Source organism: Ilumatobacter sp. (assembly GCF_030065885.1).
In the GTDB taxonomy this organism is placed as follows: Bacteria; Actinomycetota; Acidimicrobiia; order Acidimicrobiales; family Ilumatobacteraceae; genus Ilumatobacter.
This window is the reverse complement of record NZ_JASJCS010000033.1, coordinates 12,668-36,337: the sequence shown is the minus strand read 5'-3', so window position 1 is coordinate 36,337 and position 23,670 is coordinate 12,668. Positions and strand designations below refer to the sequence as shown.

General features: G+C 71.6%; 23 protein-coding genes and 2 pseudogenes. 16 read left to right on the top strand and 9 right to left on the bottom strand.

All coding sequences use genetic code 11. From position 1 onward, the window contains the following. Positions 1 to 64: 64 nt before the first annotated feature. The 4 genes from QNJ12_RS09660 to QNJ12_RS09645 all read right to left on the bottom strand — a co-directional run bounded on the left by QNJ12_RS09660 (position 65) and on the right by QNJ12_RS09645 (position 2,150). Positions 65 to 766 (bottom strand): HAD family hydrolase, encoded by a 702-nt coding sequence (locus QNJ12_RS09660; protein ID WP_300622206.1) that lies wholly within the window; start codon positions 764 to 766, stop codon positions 65 to 67. Positions 767 to 865: 99 nt separating this feature from the next. Next, positions 866 to 1,222 carry a helix-turn-helix domain-containing protein gene (locus tag QNJ12_RS09655; protein WP_300622203.1) on the bottom strand — a complete coding sequence of 119 codons (357 nt, stop codon included), beginning with the start codon at positions 1,220 to 1,222 and terminating at the stop codon, positions 866 to 868. Then, on the bottom strand, positions 1,222 to 1,497 hold the full coding sequence (locus tag QNJ12_RS09650) for a hypothetical protein (RefSeq protein WP_300622200.1): 276 nt from the start codon (positions 1,495 to 1,497) through the stop codon (positions 1,222 to 1,224). Before QNJ12_RS09650 ends, QNJ12_RS09655 begins: the two co-directional genes overlap by 1 nt. Positions 1,498 to 1,538: 41 nt before the next feature. After that, entirely contained in the window at positions 1,539 to 2,150 is a 612-nt protein-coding gene (locus QNJ12_RS09645) for an NUDIX domain-containing protein (protein WP_300622198.1), read from the bottom strand. Between the two features lie 23 nt (positions 2,151 to 2,173). Here QNJ12_RS09645 and QNJ12_RS09640 point away from each other — a divergent pair, with 23 nt between their 5' ends. Beyond that, complete coding sequence (locus QNJ12_RS09640; RefSeq protein WP_300622195.1) at positions 2,174 to 3,394, top strand: M20 family metallopeptidase; 1,221 nt, start codon at positions 2,174 to 2,176, stop codon at positions 3,392 to 3,394. 71 nt (positions 3,395 to 3,465) lie between these two features. Then, positions 3,466 to 3,858, top strand: coding sequence for a hypothetical protein (locus tag QNJ12_RS09635; protein ID WP_300622193.1), 393 nt, complete (start codon positions 3,466 to 3,468; stop codon positions 3,856 to 3,858). Positions 3,859 to 3,892: 34 nt separating this feature from the next. On the opposite strand, the gene QNJ12_RS09630 is transcribed toward QNJ12_RS09635, so the two are convergent. Continuing rightward, a complete protein-coding gene (locus tag QNJ12_RS09630) occupies positions 3,893 to 6,850 on the bottom strand; it encodes a glycoside hydrolase family 38 C-terminal domain-containing protein (RefSeq protein WP_300622190.1) in 2,958 nt (985 codons plus the stop codon). 54 nt (positions 6,851 to 6,904) lie between these two features. Beyond that, the gene (locus QNJ12_RS09625; protein ID WP_300622187.1) at positions 6,905 to 7,519 is read right to left on the bottom strand and encodes a poly-gamma-glutamate hydrolase family protein; all 615 of its coding nucleotides are present in this window, start codon (positions 7,517 to 7,519) and stop codon (positions 6,905 to 6,907) included. Between the two features lie 38 nt (positions 7,520 to 7,557). Between QNJ12_RS09625 and orn the strand changes: the two are divergent. The 3 genes and pseudogenes from orn to QNJ12_RS09610 all read left to right on the top strand — a co-directional run. After that, positions 7,558 to 8,082: pseudogene (orn, locus tag QNJ12_RS09620) on the top strand (oligoribonuclease); the annotation flags it as partial. 178 nt (positions 8,083 to 8,260) lie between these two features. After that, positions 8,261 to 9,214, top strand: a complete 954-nt coding sequence (locus tag QNJ12_RS09615) for a hypothetical protein (RefSeq protein ID WP_300622181.1) — start codon at positions 8,261 to 8,263, stop codon at positions 9,212 to 9,214. Between the two features lie 53 nt (positions 9,215 to 9,267). After that, positions 9,268 to 10,245, top strand: coding sequence for an NAD(P)H-quinone oxidoreductase (locus QNJ12_RS09610; protein ID WP_300622178.1), 978 nt, complete (start codon positions 9,268 to 9,270; stop codon positions 10,243 to 10,245). Between the two features lie 168 nt (positions 10,246 to 10,413). On the opposite strand, the gene QNJ12_RS09605 is transcribed toward QNJ12_RS09610, so the two are convergent. Continuing rightward, positions 10,414 to 10,605 carry a hypothetical protein gene (locus QNJ12_RS09605; protein WP_300622175.1) on the bottom strand — a complete coding sequence of 64 codons (192 nt, stop codon included), beginning with the start codon at positions 10,603 to 10,605 and terminating at the stop codon, positions 10,414 to 10,416. A gap of 392 nt (positions 10,606 to 10,997) precedes the next feature. Then, a complete protein-coding gene (locus QNJ12_RS09600) occupies positions 10,998 to 12,059 on the bottom strand; it encodes a glycosyltransferase family 2 protein (protein ID WP_300622172.1) in 1,062 nt (353 codons plus the stop codon). 32 nt (positions 12,060 to 12,091) lie between these two features. On the opposite strand from QNJ12_RS09600, the gene QNJ12_RS09595 reads away from it, so the two are divergent. The 6 genes and pseudogenes from QNJ12_RS09595 (at position 12,092) to QNJ12_RS09570 (ending at position 17,160) form a co-directional block, all read left to right on the top strand. Then, positions 12,092 to 13,153, top strand: a complete 1,062-nt coding sequence (locus QNJ12_RS09595) for an MBL fold metallo-hydrolase (RefSeq protein WP_300622170.1) — start codon at positions 12,092 to 12,094, stop codon at positions 13,151 to 13,153. Positions 13,154 to 13,286: 133 nt separating this feature from the next. Next, positions 13,287 to 13,712 carry a WhiB family transcriptional regulator gene (locus QNJ12_RS09590; RefSeq protein ID WP_300622167.1) on the top strand — a complete coding sequence of 142 codons (426 nt, stop codon included), beginning with the start codon at positions 13,287 to 13,289 and terminating at the stop codon, positions 13,710 to 13,712. 541 nt (positions 13,713 to 14,253) lie between these two features. Then, positions 14,254 to 14,544: pseudogene (locus tag QNJ12_RS09585) on the top strand (WhiB family transcriptional regulator); the annotation flags it as partial. Positions 14,545 to 14,763: 219 nt separating this feature from the next. Beyond that, a complete protein-coding gene (locus QNJ12_RS09580) occupies positions 14,764 to 15,354 on the top strand; it encodes a TlpA disulfide reductase family protein (protein WP_300622162.1) in 591 nt (196 codons plus the stop codon). Between the two features lie 46 nt (positions 15,355 to 15,400). Beyond that, positions 15,401 to 16,228, top strand: coding sequence for a cytochrome c biogenesis CcdA family protein (locus tag QNJ12_RS09575; protein WP_300622159.1), 828 nt, complete (start codon positions 15,401 to 15,403; stop codon positions 16,226 to 16,228). Positions 16,229 to 16,299: 71 nt separating this feature from the next. After that, positions 16,300 to 17,160 (top strand): NUDIX domain-containing protein, encoded by an 861-nt coding sequence (locus QNJ12_RS09570; protein WP_300622157.1) that lies wholly within the window; start codon positions 16,300 to 16,302, stop codon positions 17,158 to 17,160. Between the two features lie 120 nt (positions 17,161 to 17,280). Here QNJ12_RS09570 and QNJ12_RS09565 read toward each other — a convergent pair whose 3' ends face one another. Beyond that, complete coding sequence (locus QNJ12_RS09565) at positions 17,281 to 18,489, bottom strand: P-loop NTPase (RefSeq protein ID WP_300622153.1); 1,209 nt, start codon at positions 18,487 to 18,489, stop codon at positions 17,281 to 17,283. A 40-nt stretch (positions 18,490 to 18,529) separates the two neighbouring features. Between QNJ12_RS09565 and QNJ12_RS09560 the strand changes: the two genes are divergently transcribed. From QNJ12_RS09560 to QNJ12_RS09540, 5 genes are all read left to right on the top strand, one after another. Beyond that, positions 18,530 to 19,231, top strand: coding sequence for a helix-turn-helix domain-containing protein (locus QNJ12_RS09560; protein WP_300622151.1), 702 nt, complete (start codon positions 18,530 to 18,532; stop codon positions 19,229 to 19,231). 86 nt (positions 19,232 to 19,317) lie between these two features. Then, on the top strand, positions 19,318 to 19,641 hold the full coding sequence (gene erpA, locus QNJ12_RS09555; RefSeq protein WP_300622148.1) for an iron-sulfur cluster insertion protein ErpA: 324 nt from the start codon (positions 19,318 to 19,320) through the stop codon (positions 19,639 to 19,641). Between the two features lie 114 nt (positions 19,642 to 19,755). Beyond that, positions 19,756 to 21,393, top strand: coding sequence for a fasciclin domain-containing protein (locus QNJ12_RS09550; protein WP_300622146.1), 1,638 nt, complete (start codon positions 19,756 to 19,758; stop codon positions 21,391 to 21,393). A 76-nt stretch (positions 21,394 to 21,469) separates the two neighbouring features. Next, on the top strand, positions 21,470 to 22,087 hold the full coding sequence (locus tag QNJ12_RS09545; protein WP_300622144.1) for a hypothetical protein: 618 nt from the start codon (positions 21,470 to 21,472) through the stop codon (positions 22,085 to 22,087). Beyond that, positions 22,068 to 23,666: a 2Fe-2S iron-sulfur cluster-binding protein gene (locus tag QNJ12_RS09540; protein ID WP_300622141.1), complete on the top strand. Its 1,599-nt coding sequence runs from the start codon at positions 22,068 to 22,070 to the stop codon at positions 23,664 to 23,666. Before QNJ12_RS09545 ends, QNJ12_RS09540 begins: the two co-directional genes overlap by 20 nt. The last annotated feature ends 4 nt before the right edge of the window (positions 23,667 to 23,670 follow it).

The following is a 23,670-nucleotide window of genomic DNA, read 5'->3' as shown; positions in this document are numbered from 1 at the left end:
GACCCGCCGGTCGGCCGGGTGAGCCGGTCGGCCGATCGCCCGATCGTGCTCGTCGACGTGCCGGTCACCCGCCGGCCAGCCAGCCGGGCAGCTCGCTGATCGATGTGAGGGTGTCGAAGTCGCCGTCGTGGTCGTGGACCACCTCGTGTGCCCACGTGACGTGATAGGGGATGTGCACGCCGTGGCCGCCCAGCTCGAGGATCGGGAGGATGTCGGACTTCACCGAGTTCCCGACCATCAGGAACGTCGGCGGGTCGACGCTCCAGTCGTCGAGCACGCGTCGGTACGTGGCGAGGTCCTTGTCGAGCACGACCCTGATGTGCTCGAAGTGGTGCTCGAGTCCGCTCGTGCGGACCTTCCGGGTCTGGTGGACGAGGTCGCCCTTCGTGATCAGCACGATCCGGTGTGACGCGCCGACGGCCGCCAACGCCTCGGGCACCCCCGGCAGGAGCTCGACCGGGTGCATCAGCATCTCGTGCGCGTGGTCGACGAGCTCGCCGATCACCGACGCGGGCACCTGGCCCCCGGTGACCGTCACGGCGGCCTGCACCATCGACAGCGCGTATGCCTTGACGCCGTAGCCGGAGATGGGGATGTTGTCGGACTCGGTGGCGTGGAGCGCGTCGAGCACGTCGACACCCTGCGGTGCGTACGGTTCGACGAGCGCCTTGAAGCGCTCGTGTGCCTCGGTGAAGAAGTCCTCGCTGCGCCAGAGCGTGTCGTCGGCGTCGAAGCCGACCACGTCGAACCGATCGCCGTTCGCCATGACGGGGAACCGTACCGGCCGACCGCCCCGCTCGACCGATCGGCGATGGATCGGTCAGCGGTGGACCAGTCGGCGTTCGACCGGTCAGCGCTCGACCGGTCAGCGGTGGATCGCGTTGAGGTAGTTGTAGATCGTGATGCGGCTGACGCCCATCGCGTCGGCGACGTCCTCGACCGCTCGGCGGAGGATGAACGCGCCCTTCTCGTCGAGGAGCCGGACCGCCCGTTGCTTGTCCTCGCGCGACAGGCTGGGCAGCGGCCCGCCGAGCTCGGCCTCGACGGTGTCGATCAGACGATCGAGCGCGCCGTGGAGCGGTGGCATGCGCACGGCGGCGATGACCTCGCCCTCCCAGACGAGGGGAACGTCGGAGGGCTCGCGGTCGGCGGCGGGCACCAGCGTCGCACCGACGGCGTCGACGACCGGCTTCACCGACTTGAGCAGGGGATGGGCGCCCATCACGCACCGCCTTCGTCGGCCGCGGCGCCCTCGTCGGTGTCGCCGCCCTCGTCGGTGACATCGATGTTGACGTGGCTGGCGCCGTGCTCGACCGCCATCGCCACGATCGTCGACACGACCTCGGAGGCCCTCCCGGCGGGCACGGAGCATCCCGAGCCGAACGGGCCGACCTCGACGTGGACACCCATCGCGGTCAGCGCGTTCACCGGCGCGGTGACGTGTCGACCTGGCTGGCCCTCGACGAACGGCTCGATCGTGAACTCGACGCGATGCACGACCTCATCGTACGTGACGGTCCGGCCGTGACCGCAGGGCGTCAGGGGGCGGCGAAGTCGGGCAGGAGCGGGAGGATCATGCCGTCGCAGGTCGGCAGGAAGCGCTCGCGATCCATCAAGCGGCCGAGTTCGAGCGGCGTGACCAGGCGGGCCTCGGCGATCTCCCCGTCGGCGAACACGTACGGGCCGTCGTGCACGGTGCGGTACACGTGCGACAGCTCGCGTGAGTCGACGTCGTCCCAACGGTCGACGCCGAGGAGCTCCAGCTCGCCGGGCGTGATGCCGAGCTCTTCACCGAGCTCGCGCCGTGCGCTCGCCTCGTAACTCTCGCCGACGCCGAGGACGCCGCCGGCGCAGACGTCCCACCAACCGGGATGCAGGTCCTTGGTCTCGGCGCGGCGATGGACCAGCAGCCGGCCGTCCGACGCGAGGACGACAACGGCGACCGACCGGTGGCGGAGGTTCTCGGACCGCATGCGACGGCGCGTGACGATCTCGATCACCTCACCGTGCTCGTCGACCCACTCGACCAACTCGTCGCCGGCGTCGATCGGGCTCCTCCCGCCGGGCTCGCCGTCTCCGCGCGGGCGCTCTGCGCCGCCGCTCCGACGCTCGCCACGGTCTCTCTCCGCCCACGCGTCTGACACGTCCACGTCACCGGCATACCATGCGGTGCATGACGCTCGACACGCTGCGCGACGAAGCCCTCGACCTGCACGAGGAGACGGTGGCGCTGCGGCGCTCGATCCACGAGCGGCCCGAGCTCGGCAACGATCTGCCGATCACGCGCGACCTCGTCCTCGAGTCGCTCGAGGGTCTGCCGCTCGACATCTCGCTCCACGAGACGACGTCGGGGATCTCGGCGCTGCTGACCGGCGGCCAGCCCGGCCCGACCGTGCTGTTGCGGGGCGACATGGACGCCTTGCCGCTCGACGAGGACACCGGTCTCGACTTCAGCTCGAAGACCGACGGGTGCATGCATGCGTGCGGCCACGACACGCACACGGCGATGCTCTCCTCGGCAGCGAAGATCCTGTCGGCCCACCAGGACGAGATACCCGGCCGGGTGCTCTTCATGTTCCAGCCGGGCGAGGAGGGCCACCATGGCGCGAAGTACATGCTCGAGGAGGGCCTGCTCGACCTGCCCGCAGCACCCGACGGTTCGGCATCCCCCGTCACCGGCGCGTTCGCGCTGCACATCACGTCGTCGCTCCCGACCGGGGCCGTGGCGACCCGCGGCGGCGCGTGCATGGCATCGGCCGACGAGTTCGTCATCCGGGTCCACGGGTCGGGCGGGCACGCCAGCGAGCCGTTCCGCACCGTCGACCCGATCCCGATCGCCTGCGAGATCGTGCAGGCCCTGCAGCTGATGGTGACCCGCCGCGTCGACGTGTTCGACCCCGCGGTCGTGACCGTCGGCCGCATCCAGGCGGGCACGACCAACAACATCATCCCGCCGACGGCCGAGATCCAGGGCACGATCCGCACGGTCAGCGCCGGGACCCGCGCGAAGGTGCACGACAACCTCCGCCGCGTCGCCGAGCGAATCGCAGAGGCGCACGGTGCGAGCGCCGAACCCGAGATCCTCCACGGCTACCCGGTGACCAGCAACGACGACCGGTTCGCCGACTTCACGCTCGACACCGCCCGCGACGTGCTCGGCGCCGATCGTGTGCATCGGCTGCCGAACCCGATCATGGGCGCCGAGGACTTCTCCTACGTCTTGGAGGAGGTGCCCGGCACGATGATGTTCCTCGGCGGCACGCCGCACGAACGCGACCCAGGGACGGCGCCTGCGAACCACTCGAACCTCGTCACGTTCGACGAGGCGGCGATGCCGACCGGCGTCGAGCTGTACAGCCAGATGGCGCTCCGCCACCTCGGCGTCGGTGCCTGATCGGCCCCGGTCGCGACGGTCCTGACGGTCGGCCCTATCGGGTCCGACGGTCGCCGTCATACGATCGAAACATGAAGAGGGTCCGCGATCTCGATCCGATCCTCGACGAGATGCTCGCGGTGGCCGACGAGTTGGCGCACACCGCCGATCTCGCCGAACGAGCGGCATTGCACGACCGGCAGCACGAGTTGCGAGCCGAGGCGGCCGTCGCACGCGGCCCCGACGTCGCAGCGCTGTCCGACGCCGAGCTCGAACGCCGCCTCGTCCGGTGCGAGCACCAGCTCCGCGACGTGTTCGCATCCCACTTCGACGTGGCCTCGGTCGCGGGCGCCAGTGGCATCGACGGCGGTCTCGACCCGGCGCAGACGTTGGCCCGCAACCGGGAGATCGACGCCGCACGTGGGCGTGACGCGCTCGAAGCCGAGCTGCACGAGCTCCTCGCCGAGATCGCCCGCCGCCGCTGAAGCCGTACTTCGCACCGCAGAACCGGATCGAACGTCAACCTCCCCGTGCGATCCCGAGCGTCAGGCGCAACGTCACCAGCTCGAAGGGCCGGACCGTCAGGCGGCAGCTGCCGTCGCTGACGCCGACGTCGGCGACCGGGTCCTCCAGCAGGTCGCAGCGTGCGGCTCCGGTGATCGGTCGGTGGGCCTCGACCGCAATGCCCGTGCGGTCGCCCAGCGCCTCGTGGAGCCGGACGACGAGGTCGCCCGAGCCGTCATCGGCGAGCTTGACGGCGTCGAGCTCGACGCCCGCGCCGGTCACGGTGACCACGGGGGCGGGTGCCGTCTCCGGAACGGTGCCCCGCACGACGCGCAGCGGCGTCGTGAAGCGCTGGGCCTCGTCGATGACACCGTCGAGACCGGGGCCGTGCGGGAACAGCGCGAGGCGTGCGGTGTGGGTGCCTCGGTCGGCGTCGGGATCGGGATACCGGGCGGCGCGGGCCAGGCTCACGCGTACGCCGCCGTCGAGCAGCCCGTGGCCGTAGCGCCCGTCGTTGAGCACGGCCACGCCGAAGCTCGGCTCGCTGAGATCGACGTATCGATGTGCGCAGACCTCGAACTTGGCGGCGTCCCACGAGTTGGACGGGTGGGTCGGTCGGCGGACGTGTCCGAACTGGATGTCGCAGGCGGCGGTGTCGGCTCGCACGTCGAGCGGGAACCGCATCGACAGCAGGTGCTCGGCGTGCTGCCAGTCGAGCTCGACGTCGATGTCGAGGCGTGCGCTCCCCGCCCGTAGCGAGCAGGTGACGACGGCGGTCGAACCACCGAACCGGTGCACGACGCGCACCGCACCCGACGCCGGCCCGGCATCGACGACCTCGATCGATTCGGGTCGCAGCAGCGGTTCACCCAGGTCGGGCGTCCACGACTCGACATCCCAGGCGTCGTAGCGCACCGGATGGTCGGGGGCGAGCTCGAGCACGGCTCCTCGTGTGCCCGTGGGAAGCAGCTCCCGATCGATGGGGCGATCGAGGATCGACGTCAACGCGCCCGACTCGTCCCAGCGCACCCGCAGAGCGCCGTTCTCGAGCCAACCGTCGCCGACGGACACGGGGTCGTCGATCGGCAGCGGCGTGAACGCTGCGATGCCGTTGGCGGCGACCCGGACCCGGGATGCAGCACCGTCGACCTCGACGATCTCGTCGCGGTCGACACCCGCCGCGTTGACGATGTGCGGCCCGGCCGGGACCACCTCGGCGAACAGGTCGGCGAGCAGTCGCTCGAGCTCGGCGGCGACGTCGGCGTGCACGCGCTCGGCGTCGTCGTGGACCCAGGCGATCGACGAGCCGGGGATGATGTCGTGGAACTGCTGCGTGAGCACCGCCTGCCAGAGCCGGTCGAGGTCGGCGGGGCGACCGAGCGTCGCCGACCAGAGCTCGACCTCGCGGAGCAGCCGTTCGCAGCGACGGTTGCCGGCCTTGGTGCGGAACTGGCTCGTCAGCGTGCCGCGGTGGGTCTCGAAGTACAGCTCGCCACGCCAGACCGGTACCGGAGCCCCGGCGTCGGCCTCGCGCTCGACGTGCTCGAAGAACCGGCTCGGCGTGCCGAGCTCGACCTGCGGCGAACCGTCGACGTCGGCGAGGCGGCGGGCGCGTTCGAGCATCTCGCGCGTCGGGCCGCCGCCACCGTCGCCGTGCCCGAACGGCATCAGCGACCAGTCGGACCAGGCCGCGTCGAGGAACCGGCGGGCCGAGCGAACCACCTCGGCGGGCGTGATCTCGGCGTTGTAGGTGTCGACCGGAGGGAAATGGGTGAGCACCCGCGTGCCGTCGAGGCCCTCCCACCAGAACGTGTGGTGGGGCAACCGGTTGGTGGTGTTCCACGACAGCTTCTGGGTCACGAAGCGGTGCATGCCACCTGCCGCGTAGAGCTGCGGCATCGATGCCGGGTAACCGAACACGTCCGGGATCCAGACCTCGGTGCAGCGACGGCCGAAGCGCGACTCGAAGTAGCGCTGGCCGTACACGATCTGGCGGGCGAGGCTCTCGCCCGACGGCAGGTTCATGTCGGCCTCGACCCACATGCCGCCGACGGGCTCCCACTGGCCACCGGCGACCGCCTCGGAGATCCGCGAGAAGAGATCGGGGTGGCGCTCCTCGATCCATGCGTACTGCTGGGCCTGCGAGCAGGCGAACCGGTAGTCGGTGTGCTCGCCCATGAGCCGGACCGCGGATGCGAACGTGCGCGTGCACTTCCGCGCGGCTTCGCTCGTCGGCCACAGCCAGGCCGTGTCGATGTGGGCGTGGCCGGTCGCCACGATCCGATGCGTGCCGTCGGCAGCACCTCGCTCGAGGAGCGGTCGCAGGATCGCGTTCATGGCATCGAGGTCGGGCAGGCGATCGAGCGCGGTGGCGAGCACGTGCCGGAAGCGGGCGCGGCGCGGGTCGTCGTCGGCGAACGTTCGCATCAGCCCGTCGAGCACGTCGAGGTCGTGGGCGAGCGACTCGGCCTCGCCGTCGACGAGCAGCAGCTCAGCCCGGCGGAGGCGGTACAGCGGCTCGTTCCCGGCGGTGGCCGGCGAGCCGAGCGGTGAGGGGCGGAACTGCGGGAACGACGGGTTCGACGCGGCCTCCAGCCGGATCGTGACCGGTCCCGGCACCGAGTCGACGCGGTGATGCATGCGGCGCGGGTGGATGCCCTGGACCGGCCGACCCTCGTCGTCGACGATCAGGCCTTCGCACTGGAAGCCGGCCGCGTCGGGGTGGAACCCGAGATCGAGCAGCGCCTCGACGCGGCGACCGGTCCACTCGGCCGGGAGCTCACCGCGGAACGTGAACCACGTCGTCGCCCACGGCGGCCCCCACCGGGTACCGACCTCGAACGGTGCCTGCTCGTCGGGCGTCGGGCCGGCCGTCACGACGAGCGGGCGGCGATCGAGCTCGACCAGTGCGAGCACCCGCTCGTGGAGCTCGCGGGCGATCCGCTCCTCGACCAGCTCGCGATCCTGGTGCACGATGCGACCGTAACGCCCGCGCCGCCGGCGCGAGCCAGCGCCGGCTCGGGTGAGTCAGTCGACGGCCGGGGCGAACGACGAGGCGGCAGTCACCAGCCCGTCGATCAGCGACTCGGTGTGGGGCACCAGACCGGCTTCCCAGTCCCACCAGATCGGGCTCGATCCGCGAACCCTCGGCGGCAGCTCGATCTGCACGCCGCCGAGCGGCGGCAGGTTCACCGGGTTGCGCGCGTGCATGCCGCGCAGCTCGGTCGGGATGCGATCGACGTCGTCGACGATGTCGTAGGCGGGCAACGCCGCTCGGAGGTGACCGGCGACGTGGGCGGCGAGCTCTCGGTTGCGGCCGCCGAGCAGCAGGGACGTGAAGAGCTGCCGCCGCCCGTACCCGTGCACGGTGATGACGGCGTCGACGTGGTCGAGGAAGCCGGCGAGCAGCTCGGAGTCGCCCGGGTCGACGCGGGTCGACGGCAGGTGCAGCTCCCACTTCGGCGGGTGCAGCACCCCGTAGTAGGACGCGTCGGCCCGCTCGGCGGCGGCGCGGGCGATGACGTCGGTCATCTCCTCGAGCCCGCCGCCGTGGTACGCCATGAAGCCCAGCCGGCCGCGCAGCTCGGCCTCCTCGACGACACCCGGCAGGGCGAGCAGCTCGGCGAACGTGATCCGGCTCATTGCCTCCCATCCTCCCACCCTCGTCTAGGGTCGCCACGATGCTGATGTGGATGGATCTCGAGATGACCGGGCTCGATCACACGACCGACGTGATCGTCGAGATCGCCACGCTCGTCACCGACGACCAGCTCGAGATCGTCGCCGAGGGCCCGGATCTCGTCGTGCACCAACCCGACGACGTGCTCGCCAGGATGGATCCGTTCGTCGTCGACATGCACACCAAGTCCGGCCTGCTCGACCAGATCAAGGCCTCCACGATCTCGCTGGAGGACGCCGGCGCCGAGACGCTCGCGTTCATCCGCGAGCACGTCCCGGTCGAGCGCACCGTGCCCCTGTGCGGCAACTCGATCGGCACCGACCGCCGCTTCCTCGCCGCCCAACTGCCCGAGATCGAGGAGTACCTCCACTACCGATCGGTCGACGTGTCGAGCGTCAAGGAACTGGTCCGCCGCTGGTACCCCGACGTGCTGACCCAGCGCGGGTGGAAGCAGGGCGCCCACCGCGCGCTCGACGACATCCGCGAGAGCGTCGCCGAGCTCCGCCTCTACCGCGAGTTGGTCTTCAGCAACGCCGACGAGGTGGCGGTCAAGTTGGCAGCGATGAACGCGGAGCACCCCGAGGAGGGCGACCACGTCGAGAAGCAGGCCGACCGCCTCGCGGACATCGCCGTCGACCACGACGACGGCGAGCCCGGAGAGGTCGCCGCCGAGAGCGGTTCGTCGCAGCAGTAGCGTCGCGGTCATGAGGCGTGTCCGGCGTGCTGCGCTGCTCGGCGCGTCGCTCGCCCTGGCCGCCTGCGCCGGCGACGGGCGCGAGCTCCGGCCACCCACCGCCGATCTGCCGGTCACCGAGGATCCGGCGGAGGTCGCCGACACGCCGGCGGGCGCCGACGTGCCGTCCGACACGGTGCGGAGCACGGCGACGACGACGGCGCCGGCGACGACGGCGCCGGGGGCGACCACGGTGCCCGCCGCCCGGATCGAGATCGAGCTGCTCCACAGCCCCGCCAACGCCACGGCCGAGATGATCGGGACCGGTGCCACCGCGACCGACGTGGTCACCGTCGACGGTGAACGCCGCGAGCCGCTGTCGCTCGCTGTCGAGCCGTCGGGTTCGTTCGTGATGCAGGTCCGGATCGACGAGGAGGGCGCCCACACCGTCTGCGTCGCCGACACCTGCGGACGGGTCTACACGCTCGCCCCCGACGCCGAGTCCCCCGAAGAGGTCATCGCGAAGATCGAGGAGGCGCAGCCGCTCGCGCAGGGCTACCTCGACTACCCGACCGTGTTCCCCGACTGGACGGTGGAGATCGGCGGCGTCCTGTCGGGGACCGGCGGCACGATCGACGCGGCGTCCAAGACCGTGACCATCTACCGCAACCGCGGCCGGGAGGTCGACGACTTCGTGCGGACGCTGCTGCACGAGTTCGGTCATGTCGCCGACGTCGAGTTGCTCGACGACGCCGCCCGCGACCGGTACCGGGCGCTGCGCGGCTTCGCGCCCGACACGCCGTGGCTCTCCGAGCAGTCGCACCGGATCGAGGACTGGGGCCGGCAGCCGGGTGAGGACTTCGCCGAGGTGATGACGATGATCTGGAGCGACGGTCGTTGGACGCCCCGCACGCTGGAGGGGACGCCGCCGGGCGACGCCGAACTGGCCGAGGTCGCCGCTCTCGTTCCCTCGGCGTTCGGCTGACCGCCACGCTCGGCAGCTCGCCGCGGTGCGTCGGGAGCGTGCACACTGACGTCATGCGTGCCGTCACGATCCCCGAGTACGGAGGACCAGAGGTCCTCGCCCTGGCCGAGGTGGACGACCCGGTCCCGGGGCCCGACGAGATCCTGGTGCGCGTCGCCCATTCGGCGTGCAACCGCGCCGACACGCTGCAGCGGATGGGCGGCTATCCCGACCCCACCGGCCGCAAGCCCGAGATCCCGGGGCTCGAGTACGCCGGCACCGTCGAGGCCGTCGGCGATCGCGTGACGACCTGGCAGGCGGGCGACCGCGTCATGGGCATCGAGTCGGGCGGCTGCTACGCCGAGCTGGTCGCCACTCACGAGCGCCAGGCCCTGCCGATCCCCGGCACGATCGAGCTGTCACAGGCCGCCGCGCTCCCCGAGGTGTTCCTCACCGCCTGGGACGCCCTCGTCGTCCAGGGCGGGCTGACGAGCGGACGCTGGGCGCTCGTGCACGCCGGCGCGTCGGGCGTCGGCACCGCCGCGATCCAGATCTCGAAGGCGCTCGGTGCTCGCATCGCGGTCACGTGCTCGGCAGGGAAGGCCGACGCCTGCCGCCAGCTGGGCGCCGACCTCGTCCTCGAACGATCGCCGGCCGACTGGGCCGCGGCGCTGCAGGCCGAGGTGCCCGGCGGCGTCGACGTCGTGCTCGACGTGATCGGTGGCGACGAGGCCAACCGCAACCTCGCCGTCATCAGACCGCAGGGCACGATCGTCCAGGTCGGGCTGATGGGAGGCGGCGCCACCGAGGTGAACCTCGGGTTGCTGCTCGTCAAGCGCATCCACTGGATCGGCACCACGCTGCGGGCGAGGCCGATCGAGCAGAAGGCGGCCCTGTGCCAGCGGTTCATCGCAGAGATGATCCCGCTGTTCGAATCGGGCGCGCTCAAGCCGGTGATCGACTCGCGCTACGACCTCGCCGACGTCGCCGACGCCCATCGCCACATGGAGGCCAACGCCAACATCGGCAAGATCCTGCTCGACGTGACCTGACCGGGCTGCTCCGACCGATGGATTTGGTCGGCTTCGCCCGGCCGACCTCGCTGCCGCCGTTGCCGCCTCGGCGCTTGCGCCTCGCCGGTGCGGGCGATGGTCCGGTGAGATGAGCGGGAGCGGCCGGGGCGGGGCGCCCGGTCGATCGAGCGTGCCGCCTCCACCGGTTCAACGACGACGCTCACGGCGCAAGCACGCCAGCACCCGGTCCCAGAACGTCCCACCGCTCTCGACGTCGAAGGTGACGTCATCGATCGGCGGTGGCTCGCTGAACTCCGGCGCGGTTGCCGGCTGCGCGTCGGGTCGCTCTGCGTTGGGTTCCGGGAACTCCCACACGGGTGCGCCGTCTCGCGCGTCCAACGGCTCCTCGTCGCGCTCACCGTCGTCGCCGACGACCGTCGCGCCGAGCGCGTCGGCGACCAGCAGCGCGCCGACGATGACGTGTTCGTCGGCGAACGCGACCTGCGCGACGCCCGCGGGCCACCTGAGTGGCGCGACGTCGACGTCCGGATGGCCGGTCCAGCAGCCCAGCGGTCCGCCCAGCGTGACCCGCTCTCACGTCGGTGACCCGGTTGACAGATCGTCCAGCAGGACGAAGTCGGACGACCGACGGACGAAGTCGAGCCACTCCGCCTCTTCGATCTCGCCGTCTCTCTACATGTGCAACTCGGAACCCATCGATCCAGTGTCGCCGCCACAGGTCGGGGCAGCACCGGGCGGTCGGCGGCGAGCTGTCCGCCACGCGTGTCTCGTCAGCGGGCGGGGACGCGCCGGCCCTTCCAGGCGACGTCGCGCTTCCTCGCGAAGCGCCAGCCGCTCCGAAGCACGACGTACAGGAACACGAGCAGTGCGATCGGGTACGCGAGGGACAGCACCGGTGAGAAGCGTCCGGCACGGCGGGACAGCACCAGGCACTGCAGTGCCGACGCGACGTAGGCGACCAGGCCGAGGAGCGGCGCTGCGGCGAGCGACCACACCCAACCAGCGGTGAGGAGCGCAGCCCAGCGTGGCGCAGAAGCGGCACCGGTCGCGATGCTGCGCGTCCAGCCGTCGACGAGGTCTCGGAGACCGCCCGGGTACATCCGGAACGACGCAGACCGACGATCGCCGAAGAGCTCGACCACGCCGATCGTGCGAGCGAGCGCGATGTCCTCCGTGTGGGCGCCGCGCACCGTTGGATGTGCGTGCCCGCCGGCCCGCTCGTACGTGTCCCGCGCGACCGCCAGCACCGGGCCGAACGCCACCCGCGGCTCGACCCGTTCACCGAACACGCTGAAGCGCGCACAGCCCATCAGGGCCGTCACGTTGCAGAGCATGCTCAGGTGCTCGGCCGAGCTGCCCGGTTCGTGCCATGGCTGCACCGACACGAGCGCCCCGGGCGTTCGTTCGACGGCGGCGGCCAGCCCGTCGAGCAGCTGCGGTCCGGGGCGCACGTCGGCGTCGAGGAACACGAGGCGCTCGGTGGTCGCCGCAGCGACGCCGTGATGGCACGCGTTCGGCTTGCCGAGCCAACCCGGCGGAGGCTCGCCGGCGCGAACGACCGTGGCGCCCGCTTCGACGGCGATCACCGCGGTCGCGTCGGTCGAGTGGTCGTCGACGACGATCAGCTCGTCGCCCGACCCGAGCTGCGGCGTCAACCGGTCGAGCAGGTCGGGGAGCGAGCGCTCCTCGTCGCGGGCGGGCACGATGACCGACATGGGCCGGTGCGGGCCGCCTCGGGGCAGCGGCCGCAGCCGCCACAGCATCGCCCAGCCCGCCAGCCAGCCGAGCACGAACGGTGCCCAGCGGAGCAACTGCGCCGTCGCATCGTCCACGATGACGATGTTCACATACTGTGCCCCCTGTCATGTCGGCTCGACCCCCCAAGCAGGAACAAGAGCAGGCCAGCGGCGAGATCTCCGAGGTCGCGCCGGGGGTGCTCCGGGCCCAGCTCCCGATCCACTTCCCCGGTCTCGGTCACGTCAACTGCTACCTCCTCGAAGACGGCGACGGCGTGGCGCTCGTCGACCCGGGCCTGCCTGGCGCGGCGTCGCACAAGACGCTGGTCGAGCGCCTCCGGCTGGCCGGCTTCCCGCTCCGCCGCGTCCACACGGTGATCGTCACCCACAGCCATCCCGACCACTACGGCGGTGCCGGCCGGGTCGCCCACGAGACGGGCGCCCGCATCGTCACCGACCGCCGTTTCCGGCTGATGTGGGATCCGGCCGAACCTCCCGACGTCGATGTCGAGGAGCTGCCCGACGTGCTCGACCGGCACGGCACGCGGTACCCCTGGTCGCCCCCGCCGTGGGGCGGTGAGGGCATCGACTTCTCGTTCCGCCGCAAGGTCGAGCTGCGGTTGGCGCGCCGCTTCCCGCGCCTGATGCGAACGCCCACGCCGACCCATCGTCTCGACGACGCCGAGACGATCGGGCTCGCAGGCCGCGACTGGGTGGCCGTGCACACGCCGGGCCACACCGACGACCACCTCTGCCTGTTCGACCCGGCCGAGGGCGTGATGATCTCGGGCGACCACGTGCTGCCGACCATCACCCCCCACATCGGCGGGTCGGGCCCGAACCCCGACCCGCTCGCGTCGTTCTTCGCCTCGCTCGACAAGGTCGCGGCCTACGGCGACGACGTCTCGGTCGCGCTCCCGGCCCACGGCCACCCCTTCACCGATCTCGCCGGCCGGGTCGCTTCGATCAAGGAGCACCACCTCGACCGTCTGGCGACGATCCGTGACACCGCTGCCGATCTGGGGAGGCCGTCGACGGTTCGCGAGTACGCGCGCAACCTCTTCTCGGCACGCGCGCAGGGTGGCCTCGCGGACAGCGAGACGTTCGCCCACCTCGAGCACCTGTGCCTCGCGGGCGAGATGACCCGCGTCGTCGACGATCGCCGGTACCGGTACGTCCTGAACGACTGAGACGCGGCGTCGACCCGTGATCGGTCCCGCCGGCCGGTCCGGCGCAGTCAGTGGATCTCCTTCAGAACGCGCGTATCAGGCGGGCGGTTCCTGCATCTCTGGAGTCGTCAGCCGCCTGGAAGGTCACCCGAACATGACACTGCTCGATCTCGCCGCCACGCTCTCCATCCCCGTTCGCCACGACGACGACGTCGACGACGCCCCGCACCGGCCGGTGGCCGAGGTCGGCGCGACACCCGATGCCGACCCGGACGCCGAGTCGACGGGGTCGACCTATGCCCGCTGTGCCGATGGCAACGGGACGCTCACGCATCTCTTCTTCTCCGACGACGAGGTCGACATCGCCCGGGCGAAGGCGATCTGCTCGAAGTGCGGGCTGTCCAACATCTGTCTCGCGGACGCGCTCGAGCGGTGCGAGCCGTACGGCGTGTGGGGCGGCGAGCTGCTGGTCGAGGGGGTGATCGTGGCGGTCAAGCGCGGTCGCGGCCGGCCGCCCAAGAACCCGCGTCCACCGCTCGTGGTCGACGAGGTACCGATCCCCCCGCACCTCGTGGCCTGATCCCGGTCCCCTCGGAGGTCGCTGCAGTCCCCCGCAGAAACCTCCTTGACTGCGGCGTGCGCAGCGTGTTCCACTAGGAACTCGCTGCGCACGCTCGCGTGCGCTCCACGAACGAAAGGCATCCGATGGACACGATGACGACGACGCAACACCAGGGCATGACGCCCGGTGGCGCGCGCCATCGCGTCGTCGTGGCCTGCGCCCGGCCCGCGAGCTGGCGGTCGATTGCCCCCGCATACCTGGGTCGCGGCACCACCGGTCTCGCTCTCGTCGCCGAGCACACCCCGACGAATCCGGCCGACGAGTCCTTCACGACCAAGCGCCACGCCCGGCCCCTCGGAACGAGGTCGACGTAGACACCACGTCGAAACACCTCACACCGAGGCCGCCGGGTTCCGAACCCGGCGGCCTTCTTGTTTTTTCCGCCACGACACGACACCAGAGACACACGACACACACGACATCAGCAACCACCGAGCAGACCGTGATCGATCGAGCAGCCACCACCCAGAACCACGTGAACACCCAGAAGGACATCAGCATGAACACCATCCAGCTCCAGCCCGTCGACGAGTTCTCCGTCTCCACCGTGCCCGTCGCGCGTTGCGCCGACGGCAACGGCACCCTCACGCCGCTGTTCTTCTCGGACCACGTCCTCGACATCGCCCGTGCCAAGGCGATCTGCGCCAAGTGCGCGCTGCGCGAGTCGTGCCTGAGCGACGCGATCGAGCGTGAGGAGCCCTGGGGCGTGTGGGGCGGTGAGCTGCTCTCGGGCGGCCGCATCGTCGCCAACAAGCGGCCCGGTGGGCGACCACCCAAACGTCCCAGACCTCCCGTGATCGTCGACGAGCTCGGCGTTGTCGACGTCGATGGCCCCGACCCGGCAGCCTCGCCCGGCTCCGAGCAGCTCTACGTCTAGGGCATCACGGGCGTGTGGCCCCGGAGCGCACCGCTGTCCCCCCACGGTGGCGCTCCGGGGCCGAAGGACTCGTCGCGGCGGCCGTTCGGGGCCGAAGGGTGACCGCCGGATCGTCGTCGTAGCCTGGGCGCCATGGCGCGCCGGCCCCCTTCGAGGACGACGATGGTGGTCGCGGCGCTCGTGGCGGCGATCGCCGGTTCGCTCGTCGGCGTCGTGCTCGCCGACGCGTTCGACGGCGAACCCGAGTACGACGGCGACTTCGTGCTCGAGCAGCCGGGGGTCTTCCAGCAGCCCGACGAGGACATCAACGTCGACACGTCCGGCGGCGAGCTCCCCGACGTGCCGATCGTCGATGCCGACGGCAACGAGGTCTCGCTCGCGGCCTACGCCGGCCGTCCGCTCGTCGTGAACTTCTGGTTCTCGCGATGTGCGCCCTGCCGTCGCGAGCTGCGCGACTTCGCCGAGGTGCACGCCGAGGTCGGCGACCGTGTGCAGTTCGTCGGCGTCGACCCGTTCGACACGGTCGAGGCGATGGAACGGTTCGCCGGCGAACGCGGCGTCACCTACCCGCTCCTGCGTGATCCCGAGCGTTCGCTGACGAATGCCCTGTCGATCGTGGGCTACCCCGTCACGCTGTTCGTCGATGCCGACGGCACGATCCTCCGCCAGACCGGTGTCATCGACGCCGACGGCCTCCGCTCGGCGATCGAGGAGCTGTTCTGATGGCGCCGGGCGTCGCCGTCCACAGCCGCGGTTCCGGCGGGCGCTGATGGAGCTGTCGTTCCTGCGCGGCCTCGTCGCAGCCGTCAACCCGTGCGCATTCGTGCTGCTGCCGACGTACCTCATGTACTTCCTCGGCATGGAGGGCCATCTCCCGGGCAGCCAGCGGGCGACGGTCCGGCGGGCGCTCGTCGTCTCGTCGGCGGTCGCCTCGGGCTTCATGGCGGTCTTCGTCGCGGTCGGCGTCGTGTCGGAGTACGTCACCGGCTGGATCGAGAACAACGCGAAGTACGCGACGCTCGTGATCGGTGTCGGCTTCGTGGTGCTCGGCGTCGCGATGCTCGCCGGTTTCAAGCTGCCGATCGCGACGCCGCGCCTCGATCCGGGTGAGCGCGATCGCACCGTCCCGTCGATGTTCGTGTACGGCATCGCCTATGCGGCGGCCTCGATCAGCTGCACGCTCCCGCTGTTCTCGACGACGCTGTTCGGCAACGTCGACGCCAACGGCTGGGGGAGCGGTCTCGTCAACGTGGTCGCCTACGGCGCCGGTATGGCGCTCATCGTCACGGCCCTCACCATCGCCCTCGCAGTGGCCAACACGACGCTGCTCGGCGCGCTCCGGCGCGGTTCGCAGTACGTCGATCGGATCGCGGCCGTGCTCGTCGCCCTCTCCGGCGCGTACCTCCTCTACTACTTCTGGGTCGTCGAGGTGAACGAGGACTCGTCGGCGATCGTCCGCCGAGTCGAGCGGCTGCAGACCCGGGTCCAGGCGACGTTCATCGACCACTGGGTCGTCGTCGCCCTGGTGCTCGGCGCGGTCGTCGCCGCCGCAGTGGCGTACGTCGCCGGCCGCCGGAGCGACGCGCCCGCACACTGAGCATGTCGGCGGCCGCGGTCCGCCGGCTCCGGCCCGGCCGTCGCCCCGGTGCCGGGTTACGGTCGCCCGTCATGGCCGACGACGAACCGATGCTCGCCGCCGACGTCCCGGTGCTGCCCGCCGCCACGGTCATGCTCGTGCGCGACGGCGACGACGGGATCGAGGTGTTCATGCTGCAGCGAACGATGTCGGCGTCGTTCGCACGTGGCCAGTACGTGTTCCCCGGAGGGCGCGTCGACGCCGCCGACCACGGCGAGGAGTTCGAACCCGTCTGCGACGGTCTCGACGACGCGACGGCGTCGGCGCGGATGGCGATGGATCACGGCGGGCTGGCGTGGCTGGTGGCGGCGATCCGCGAGTGCTTCGAGGAGGCCGGGGTCCTGCTGGCGCGCGCGGTGGACGAGGCCGACGTCGTGCGCTTCGACGATCCGACCACCGCCGACCGGTTCAACGACGCCCGGCACGCGATCCACGACGGCCGCCAGACGCTGGTCGAGCTCTGCGAGCGGGAGCGACTCCTGCTCCTCACCGACCGGATGCACCTCGTCGACCACTGGGTCACTCCGGTCGGTGAGCGCAAGCGGTTCGACACGAGGTTCTTCGTCGCCCAGGCGCCCGGGGCGCAGGAGCCGCTCCACGACGACAAGGAGACGATCGCCAGCCTGTGGGTTCGCCCGGCCGACGCCCTGTCGATGTGGCAGGCGGGCGACCTGCAGATGTTCCCGCCGACGGTCGCGAGCATCCGGTTCCTGCAGCGCTTCGACACGGCGGCCGCGGTCGTCGACGCGGCGAACGAGATGGACGTGCCGCGGGCGATCACGCCGCGCATGCTGTTCGGCGACGACGGTGGCATCGTCGGCGTCAGGCTGCCGTGGCAGGACGGCTACGAGTCGACACCGCTCCCCGAGTTCGTCATCGGCCGGCGCCGCTGACGGCCGGGCGCGGCTGCCCCCGGCCCTCGGCCCGGAGCAGCGTCGGCGTCGGGGCCGGACCAGCGCCGACCCAGATGCGTCGACACGCGACGTTGCGTCAGGCGGTTGCGAACGGCTGCTTCAGGCCGGCGCGGCGTCGGCGTCGCCGAACGCGGCCTCGACGGCCTCGAGCAGGCGGGCCGAGCAGCCGGCCATGTCGACGTCGGCACCCGTCGCCGGCGGTGCGATCTCGGTCGACAACCGCTCGGCGATCGACCGGAACATCCCGGCGGCCGCCGACCCGCCTCCGTGCGCCACCGGGCTGCCGGCGTCGTTGCCCGCGGCGACCGCCGGCTCGAGCGGCACCTGCCCGAGCAGCGGGGCGTCGATCGCTGCGGCCAGCGCGGCCCCACCGCCCTCGCCGAACAGCGCATACGTCTCGCCGTGGTCGCACTCGAACGCACTCATGTTCTCGATCACGCCGATCACGGGGAGGAAGCTGCGCTTGGCCATGTCGGCGGCGCGTTGGGCGACCTTCTGGGCAGCGCGTGCGGGTGTCGTGACGATCACCATCGACGTGCGGGGCAGCAGGCGGGCCAGGCCCATCTGCACGTCGCCGGTGCCCGGCGGCATGTCGATGAGGAGGTAGTCGAGCTCACCCCAGGCCACGTCGGCCAGGAACTGCTCGACCGCCTTGGTGAGCATCAGGCCCCGCCACATCAGCGCGGTCGACTCGTCGACGAGGAAGCCGGTCGACACCACCTTGAGCTGGCCGGCGCCGACCTTCTTGACGTTCGGGATGATCTTCGGCTTCTCGGCCCCGTCGACGCGCTCGGCCTGCATCCGCTCGTCGATGCCGAGCAGCCGCGGTACGGAGAACCCCCAGATGTCGGCGTCGAGCACGCCGACCGTGTGGCCCCGCGCCGCCAGCGCCGTCGCGAGGTTGACGGTGACCGAGCTCTTGCCGACGCCGCCCTTGCCGCTGGCGATCGCCAGCACCTGGCACGACAGAGGGATCTCGGTGTCCGGCGCGAGGTCACGAGCGTGCCAGCGGGCCTTCGACATCACCTCGGACCGCTCGTCGGCGGTCATCTCGCCCCAGTCGATGCGCACGTCGGCGACGCCCGGGTGGAGGCCGACGCGCTCTTCGACCTCGCGCTTGATCTCGGCCCGCAGCGGGCAGCCCCCGATGGTGAGCTTGATGCCGACCGTCACGACGCCGTCGTCGGCGACCTCGACACCGGGCACCATGCCCAGCGAGACGATGTCGGCACCGAGCTCGGGATCGATCACGTTGCCGAGCACCGCGAGCACCTCGTCGCGGCTCGGCGGTAGGGCGGTGAGGGTCATGCGGACGATTTTACCGGTGTTTGCCGTGTAATCTCTCCTCATGGCGAACGACGCCGGCTCCCGCCTCGCCCTCTTCAAGACGCTCGGCGACAACACCCGCTACGCGATCTTCCTCGAGATGGCCCGTGCGCTGCGCCCGCTCACCACCGCTGAGATCGCCGACGCGATCGGCCTGCATCCCAACACCGTCCGGCCACACCTCGAACGCATGCGCGAGGTGGGCCTACTCGACGTCGAGGTCTCGGGCCGCGGCGAGATCGGCCGCCCCCAGCACCGCTACTCGCTGGCGGCCGACGCCCCGTCGCTGGGGCTCGAGCCGCCGGTCATGCCGGTGCTGGCACGGATGGTGCTGTCCATGGCCGAACGGCTCGGGGCCGTGCCCGACGATGCCAGGGCGGTCGGCCACGACGAGGGTGCCCGCCGCTCGGCGCCCTTCGTCGATGCGCCGTCGAGTCTCGAAGCCCTGGTCTCCGACCTCGATCGGCTCGGATTCGACCCGGTGGTCAGCGACGCCGACGACGGCCCCGACGACGCCGTCGTGGCGTTCGCCAACTGCCCGTTCGGCGATCTCGCGCAGGAGCACCCGACGCTGGTGTGCAGTCTCCACCACGGCCTGGTGGCCGGATTCGTCGCCGGCATGGGCGACGCCGAGATCAGGGAGTTCTGCAGCCTCGTCGATCGCACCCCGTGCCAGGTGACGGTCGGTGCCGCCCGAGACGACGCCGGGGCCGCCTCCCGGTAGGCTGCACCGGAACGTGTCGCCGGTCCGTCCGAGCGGCGCTCCGAGCACGAGCAACCACCCACCACCGCATCATCGAAAGGACGACGATGATCACGCTCACCGACACAGCGGCCGGCAAGGTCAAGGAACTGCTCGAGGCCGAGGGTGCCGACGAGCTCGCACTGCGCGTCGCCGTCCGCCCCGGTGGATGCAGCGGCTTCTCGTACGAGATGTTCTTCGACGGCGACATCGCCGCCGACGACGAGCAGGCCACCTACGGCGAGGCCGTGAAGGTCGTCGTCGATCCTGCGTCGGCGCAACTGCTGCAGGGTGCCACGCTCGACTACAAGGACGGCCTCGACCAATCGGGTTTCTCGATCACCAACCCGAACGCCAGCCGTACCTGCGGCTGCGGCCAGAGCTTCTCCTGACCGCCGCGCGACCCGCGTGCGGGCGACCTCGTCACGATGGCGCCTGTTGAGCTTGCATTGCGGTCCGTTGACGAGGTTGCCGCGGCGGTGACGCTGCTGCGATCGTGAGCGGCCATGGCTGCTGAGCGTCCCGCGCCCAGGTACCGGCGCCGCATCCTCGGCATCGGCGCGCTCGCCGTGTTCGCGCTGTACGTCATCGGCGCACCGTTCTTCGTCAACAGCGTCGAGGGTGACCTCGAGCGCCGGGTCCCCGACGAGCTGGCCGAATCGGGCTTCGACGGGGTCGTGGCCGCCTTCTCGGGCCAGGACGGCACGCTGACCTGCGCCGCGCCCCTCGACGACCCCGAGGCGGCGATCAGCGCCGCCTACGACATCCGCGGCGTCCGATCGATCGACCTCGACCGGTCGTGCCGCGTCAACCGTGCTCCGCAGGTCGACACGTCGACCACGGTCGCCGTCACGACGCCGCCCGATGCCGATGTCGACGAAGCGGCCGGCGCCGATGACGCGGTCGACGCGGATGCGGCCGCCGCTGACGGCGCGAGCGCCGCCGACGAGACGGCGCCGACCACCACGGTGCCGCCGCCGGACTTCGCGACGGTCGGCGAGATCATCGCCACCGACCCCCAGTTCTCGCTCCTCGCCGTGCTCGTGCAGGACGCGTCGCTCGCGGCCGTGCTCGACGGCGCCGACCCGGTCACGCTGTTCGCGCCCACCGACGACGCCTTCGACGCGCTTCCGGCCGATGCGATCGCGCAGCTGCAGGCCGACCCCGAGCTGCTGTCGCTCGTGCTGAGCCACCACACGGTCGCCGGCCTGCTGACCGCCGACGACCTGGTCGACGGCCCGCTCGAGACGCAATCCGGCAGCGCAGTCGAGCTGTCGGTCGGCGACGAACTGGTCACGGTCGACGGCATGTCGGTGAGCGAGTCCGACATCGTCGCCGGCAACGGCGTGGTGCACGTCATCGACGGCCTGCTCCTGCCCGGGGGTGTCGACCTCACCGCGCCCGAGCCGCTCGCCGCGGCATCGGCGATGTTCGACGGGGGCGCGGTGACCCTCGACGGCGTCGTCGCCAGCGAGGTCGAGCGAGCGGTGCTCGTCGCAGCCGCCACGGCGGCGCTCGGCGAGGCGGGCGTCGTCGACAACCTCGAGGTCGACCCCGACGTGGGCCTCGACGCCGAGACGACCGCTGCGCTCGCACAGCTCGTGACTGCGATGCCGCCGAACCTCGTCACCGGCGTGGCGGCGTTCGACGGTTCGACCCTGTCGGTCGGCGGCGTGTTCGTCACCGAGGCCGGCCGAGATGCGCTGGAGGCGACCGCGGCGTCGGTGGGCGCCACGACGTCGCTCGAGCCGCCGCCCGAAGCGACCGAGGAGGACGCCGTCGACCTCGAGGCCGAGCTGAACGACTTCGTCGCCGCCAACCCGATCCTGTTCCAGCCGACCTCGTCGGTGCTCGACGCGTCCGCCGGCGCCGTGCTCGACGAGCTGGCGAGCCGGCTCCAGCAGTTCAGCGGTGTCGCCGTCACCGTCGAGGGCCACACCGACAGCGACGGCGCCGCCAACGAGAACCTCGTCCTCAGCCAGTTGCGGGCGATCGCGGTCCGCGACGCCCTCGTCGAGCGCGGCATCGCCGCCGAGACGATCACGGCGCAGGGCTTCGGGAGCGAGCGTCCCGTGCTCGTCGACGGCGTCGAGGACAAGGCCGCGAGCCGTCGTGTCGAGTTCCGGGTCGTGACGGTCTCATGACGAACCGGCCGGGCCGCGCCGGCGGTCATCGCGCCGCCTGCCCGTCGCGTGCCAGCATGGGCGAGGTGACGAACTGATGCCGTACACGCTGGGAATGGGATTGCTGTGGGTGCTGCTGGCGGTGCTGCTGGGCATCGTGATCGGGTGGCTCCTGCGCAGCGTCGGCGCGTCGCGCCAGCTCGCACGAGCCCGCGCGGCGACCACCGACAATGCCGAGCTCGAACGCCTTCGCGGCCGGCTCGCCAACCTCGAGCCGGTCGTCGCCGAGCGCGACCGGCTCCAGTCCGAGCTCGCCGAGGCACGCGCCGGCGGACCGGGTCAGCCGGCGTCGAGCGTCGCCCCGCAGCCGATCGCCGCCGCCGAGGGCGAGCCGCAGTCACCGCCGGTCGCGCCCGACGTCGACGCGGCCAAGTCGGTGCTCGGCAAGTCCGTCACCCTCGACGACCTCACCGTCGTCGAAGGTGTCGGTCCGAAGATCCAAGAGCTGTGCCACGGCATCGGGATCCGTACGTGGTTCGACCTCTCCACCACCGAGGCCTCACTGCTCAAGACCATGCTCGTCGACGCCGGACCGCGCTTCCAGACCCACGACCCCTCGACGTGGCCGCAGCAGGCGGGCCTGCTGGCCGAGGGTCGCTGGGCGGAGTTCAAGGCGCTCACCGACCAGCTCGCCGGTGGCCGTGCCGCCGAGTGACGCCTCCGTCGACTTCGAGCTGAACGGCACTGCGGTCAGCGTGCCGGCCGAGGGCTCGCTGCTCGACGCGCTCCGCGAGCATCTCGGCGTTCGATCGGCGAAGGACGGGTGCAGCCCGCAGGGCCAGTGCGGCTGCTGCACCGTCTGGATCGACGGCCAGGCACGGGTGTCGTGCGTGACCCCCGTGGCGCGCGCTCGAGGCCGAACGGTCACGACGGTCGAGGGGCTCCCCGAAGCCTCCCGGTGGGCGCAGACGTTCACCGATTGTGGCGCCAGCCAGTGCGGCTTCTGCACCCCGGGCATCATCATGCGGGTGGCAGCGCTCGACGACGCCAAGCGAGCGTCCGCCGGCGCGGTCGGGCAGGCGATGCTCGCCCACCTCTGCCGCTGCACCGGATGGCAGTCGATCGTCGACGCCGTCACCTCGTTCGAGCCCACCGACCCTCCCGAGGCGACCGTGCCGGTCGAGTCCACGGCGGCGTCGAGCGATGCGCCGAGCGACGTGCCGACGACCCCGACACCGTCCGAACGGCGGGCGGCGATCGAGGGCGGCGTGGCCCAGAGCGTCGGCCCGCACGTCGCACTCGGTGCCGGTGGCTTCGCCGACGACACCGCGCCGAGCGACGCGCTGGTGGCGGTGCTCGGCGCCGACGGGGAGTGGGTGGTCGGCGAGTCGCTCGCCGAGGCTCGCCGACTCAGCGGCAAGGTGCAGGGACGCCGGACCACGGCGCCGCTCTCCTGGCCGATCGAGCTGCCCCACGGCGATTGGGTCCGAACGCTGCAGACCACGTGGGTCGAACCGGCCTACCTCGAGCCCGACGCGTCGTGGTGCCGGCCGGCGTCCGAACCGGTGAGCGCCCAGGGCAACGGCGGCGCGTTCGGCGGCAAGGCCGACACCCCGGTGGCCGCCGTGGCACGGCGCCTCGCCGACCAGCACGGCCGTCCCGTCCGGGTGCTCATGACCCGCGAGGACGTCGTGCGGCGCGGCGCCAAGCGCCCCCCGCTCGCGGCCGGCCTCCGCGCCGACGGCTCGGGAGTCGTGCGGGTGGCCCGAACCGCCGGCATCGTCGACGCGATCGGGTCGGTCGCCCCCGGCCTCGACGTCGTCGAGGTCGACGTCGAGGGGCCGCCGACATCGACCTCGCTCCGCGGCGCGGGCTGGGTCGAGGCGGCCGTGTTGCTCGCGTCGCTCCGGCCGGGCCCGGAGTTCGCCGTCGAAGCGCCGAACGGCGCCGTCGCGTCGGCTGCGGTCGACAACCGCGGCGCGATCAGCGCGAGGGTCCGCTGTGGGAGCGTGCTCGACGATGCGGTGTTGCGCAGCTACTGCGTCGGTGCCGCGCACATGGCGCTCGGCTGGGTGACCTCCGAAGGCGTGTCGGTCGACGGCGACGGCGTGCCGCACGACCTCACGATCCGCTCGTTCGGCGTGCTCCGCGCCGTCGACACGCCGCAGATCGACATCGACGTCGAGCAGGGCGACGGTCCGCCCGTCAACGGCAGCGATGCCGTGTTCGCCGCAGTCGCCGCGGCCGTCTGGCACCGAGCGGGCTGGCCCGCTCGGTGGCCGACCGGCCGGTAGCCGC

Coding starts and splice junctions, on each gene's coding strand:
- QNJ12_RS09565 (WP_300622153.1), bottom strand. CDS start 18,489: ATGACCCTCACCGCCCTACCGCCGAGCCGCGACGAGGTGCTCGCGGTG.
- QNJ12_RS09570 (WP_300622157.1), top strand. CDS start 16,300: ATGGCCGACGACGAACCGATGCTCGCCGCCGACGTCCCGGTGCTGCCC.
- QNJ12_RS09550 (WP_300622146.1), top strand. CDS start 19,756: ATGGCTGCTGAGCGTCCCGCGCCCAGGTACCGGCGCCGCATCCTCGGC.
- QNJ12_RS09615 (WP_300622181.1), top strand. CDS start 8,261: ATGAGGCGTGTCCGGCGTGCTGCGCTGCTCGGCGCGTCGCTCGCCCTG.
- QNJ12_RS09635 (WP_300622193.1), top strand. CDS start 3,466: ATGAAGAGGGTCCGCGATCTCGATCCGATCCTCGACGAGATGCTCGCG.
- QNJ12_RS09655 (WP_300622203.1), bottom strand. CDS start 1,222: ATGGGCGCCCATCCCCTGCTCAAGTCGGTGAAGCCGGTCGTCGACGCC.
- erpA (WP_300622148.1), top strand. CDS start 19,318: ATGATCACGCTCACCGACACAGCGGCCGGCAAGGTCAAGGAACTGCTC.
- QNJ12_RS09660 (WP_300622206.1), bottom strand. CDS start 766: ATGGCGAACGGCGATCGGTTCGACGTGGTCGGCTTCGACGCCGACGAC.
- QNJ12_RS09560 (WP_300622151.1), top strand. CDS start 18,530: ATGGCGAACGACGCCGGCTCCCGCCTCGCCCTCTTCAAGACGCTCGGC.
- QNJ12_RS09575 (WP_300622159.1), top strand. CDS start 15,401: ATGGAGCTGTCGTTCCTGCGCGGCCTCGTCGCAGCCGTCAACCCGTGC.
- QNJ12_RS09625 (WP_300622187.1), bottom strand. CDS start 7,519: ATGAGCCGGATCACGTTCGCCGAGCTGCTCGCCCTGCCGGGTGTCGTC.
- QNJ12_RS09610 (WP_300622178.1), top strand. CDS start 9,268: ATGCGTGCCGTCACGATCCCCGAGTACGGAGGACCAGAGGTCCTCGCC.
- QNJ12_RS09545 (WP_300622144.1), top strand. CDS start 21,470: ATGCCGTACACGCTGGGAATGGGATTGCTGTGGGTGCTGCTGGCGGTG.
- QNJ12_RS09595 (WP_300622170.1), top strand. CDS start 12,092: ATGTCGGCTCGACCCCCCAAGCAGGAACAAGAGCAGGCCAGCGGCGAG.
- QNJ12_RS09580 (WP_300622162.1), top strand. CDS start 14,764: ATGGCGCGCCGGCCCCCTTCGAGGACGACGATGGTGGTCGCGGCGCTC.
- QNJ12_RS09640 (WP_300622195.1), top strand. CDS start 2,174: ATGACGCTCGACACGCTGCGCGACGAAGCCCTCGACCTGCACGAGGAG.
- QNJ12_RS09590 (WP_300622167.1), top strand. CDS start 13,287: ATGACACTGCTCGATCTCGCCGCCACGCTCTCCATCCCCGTTCGCCAC.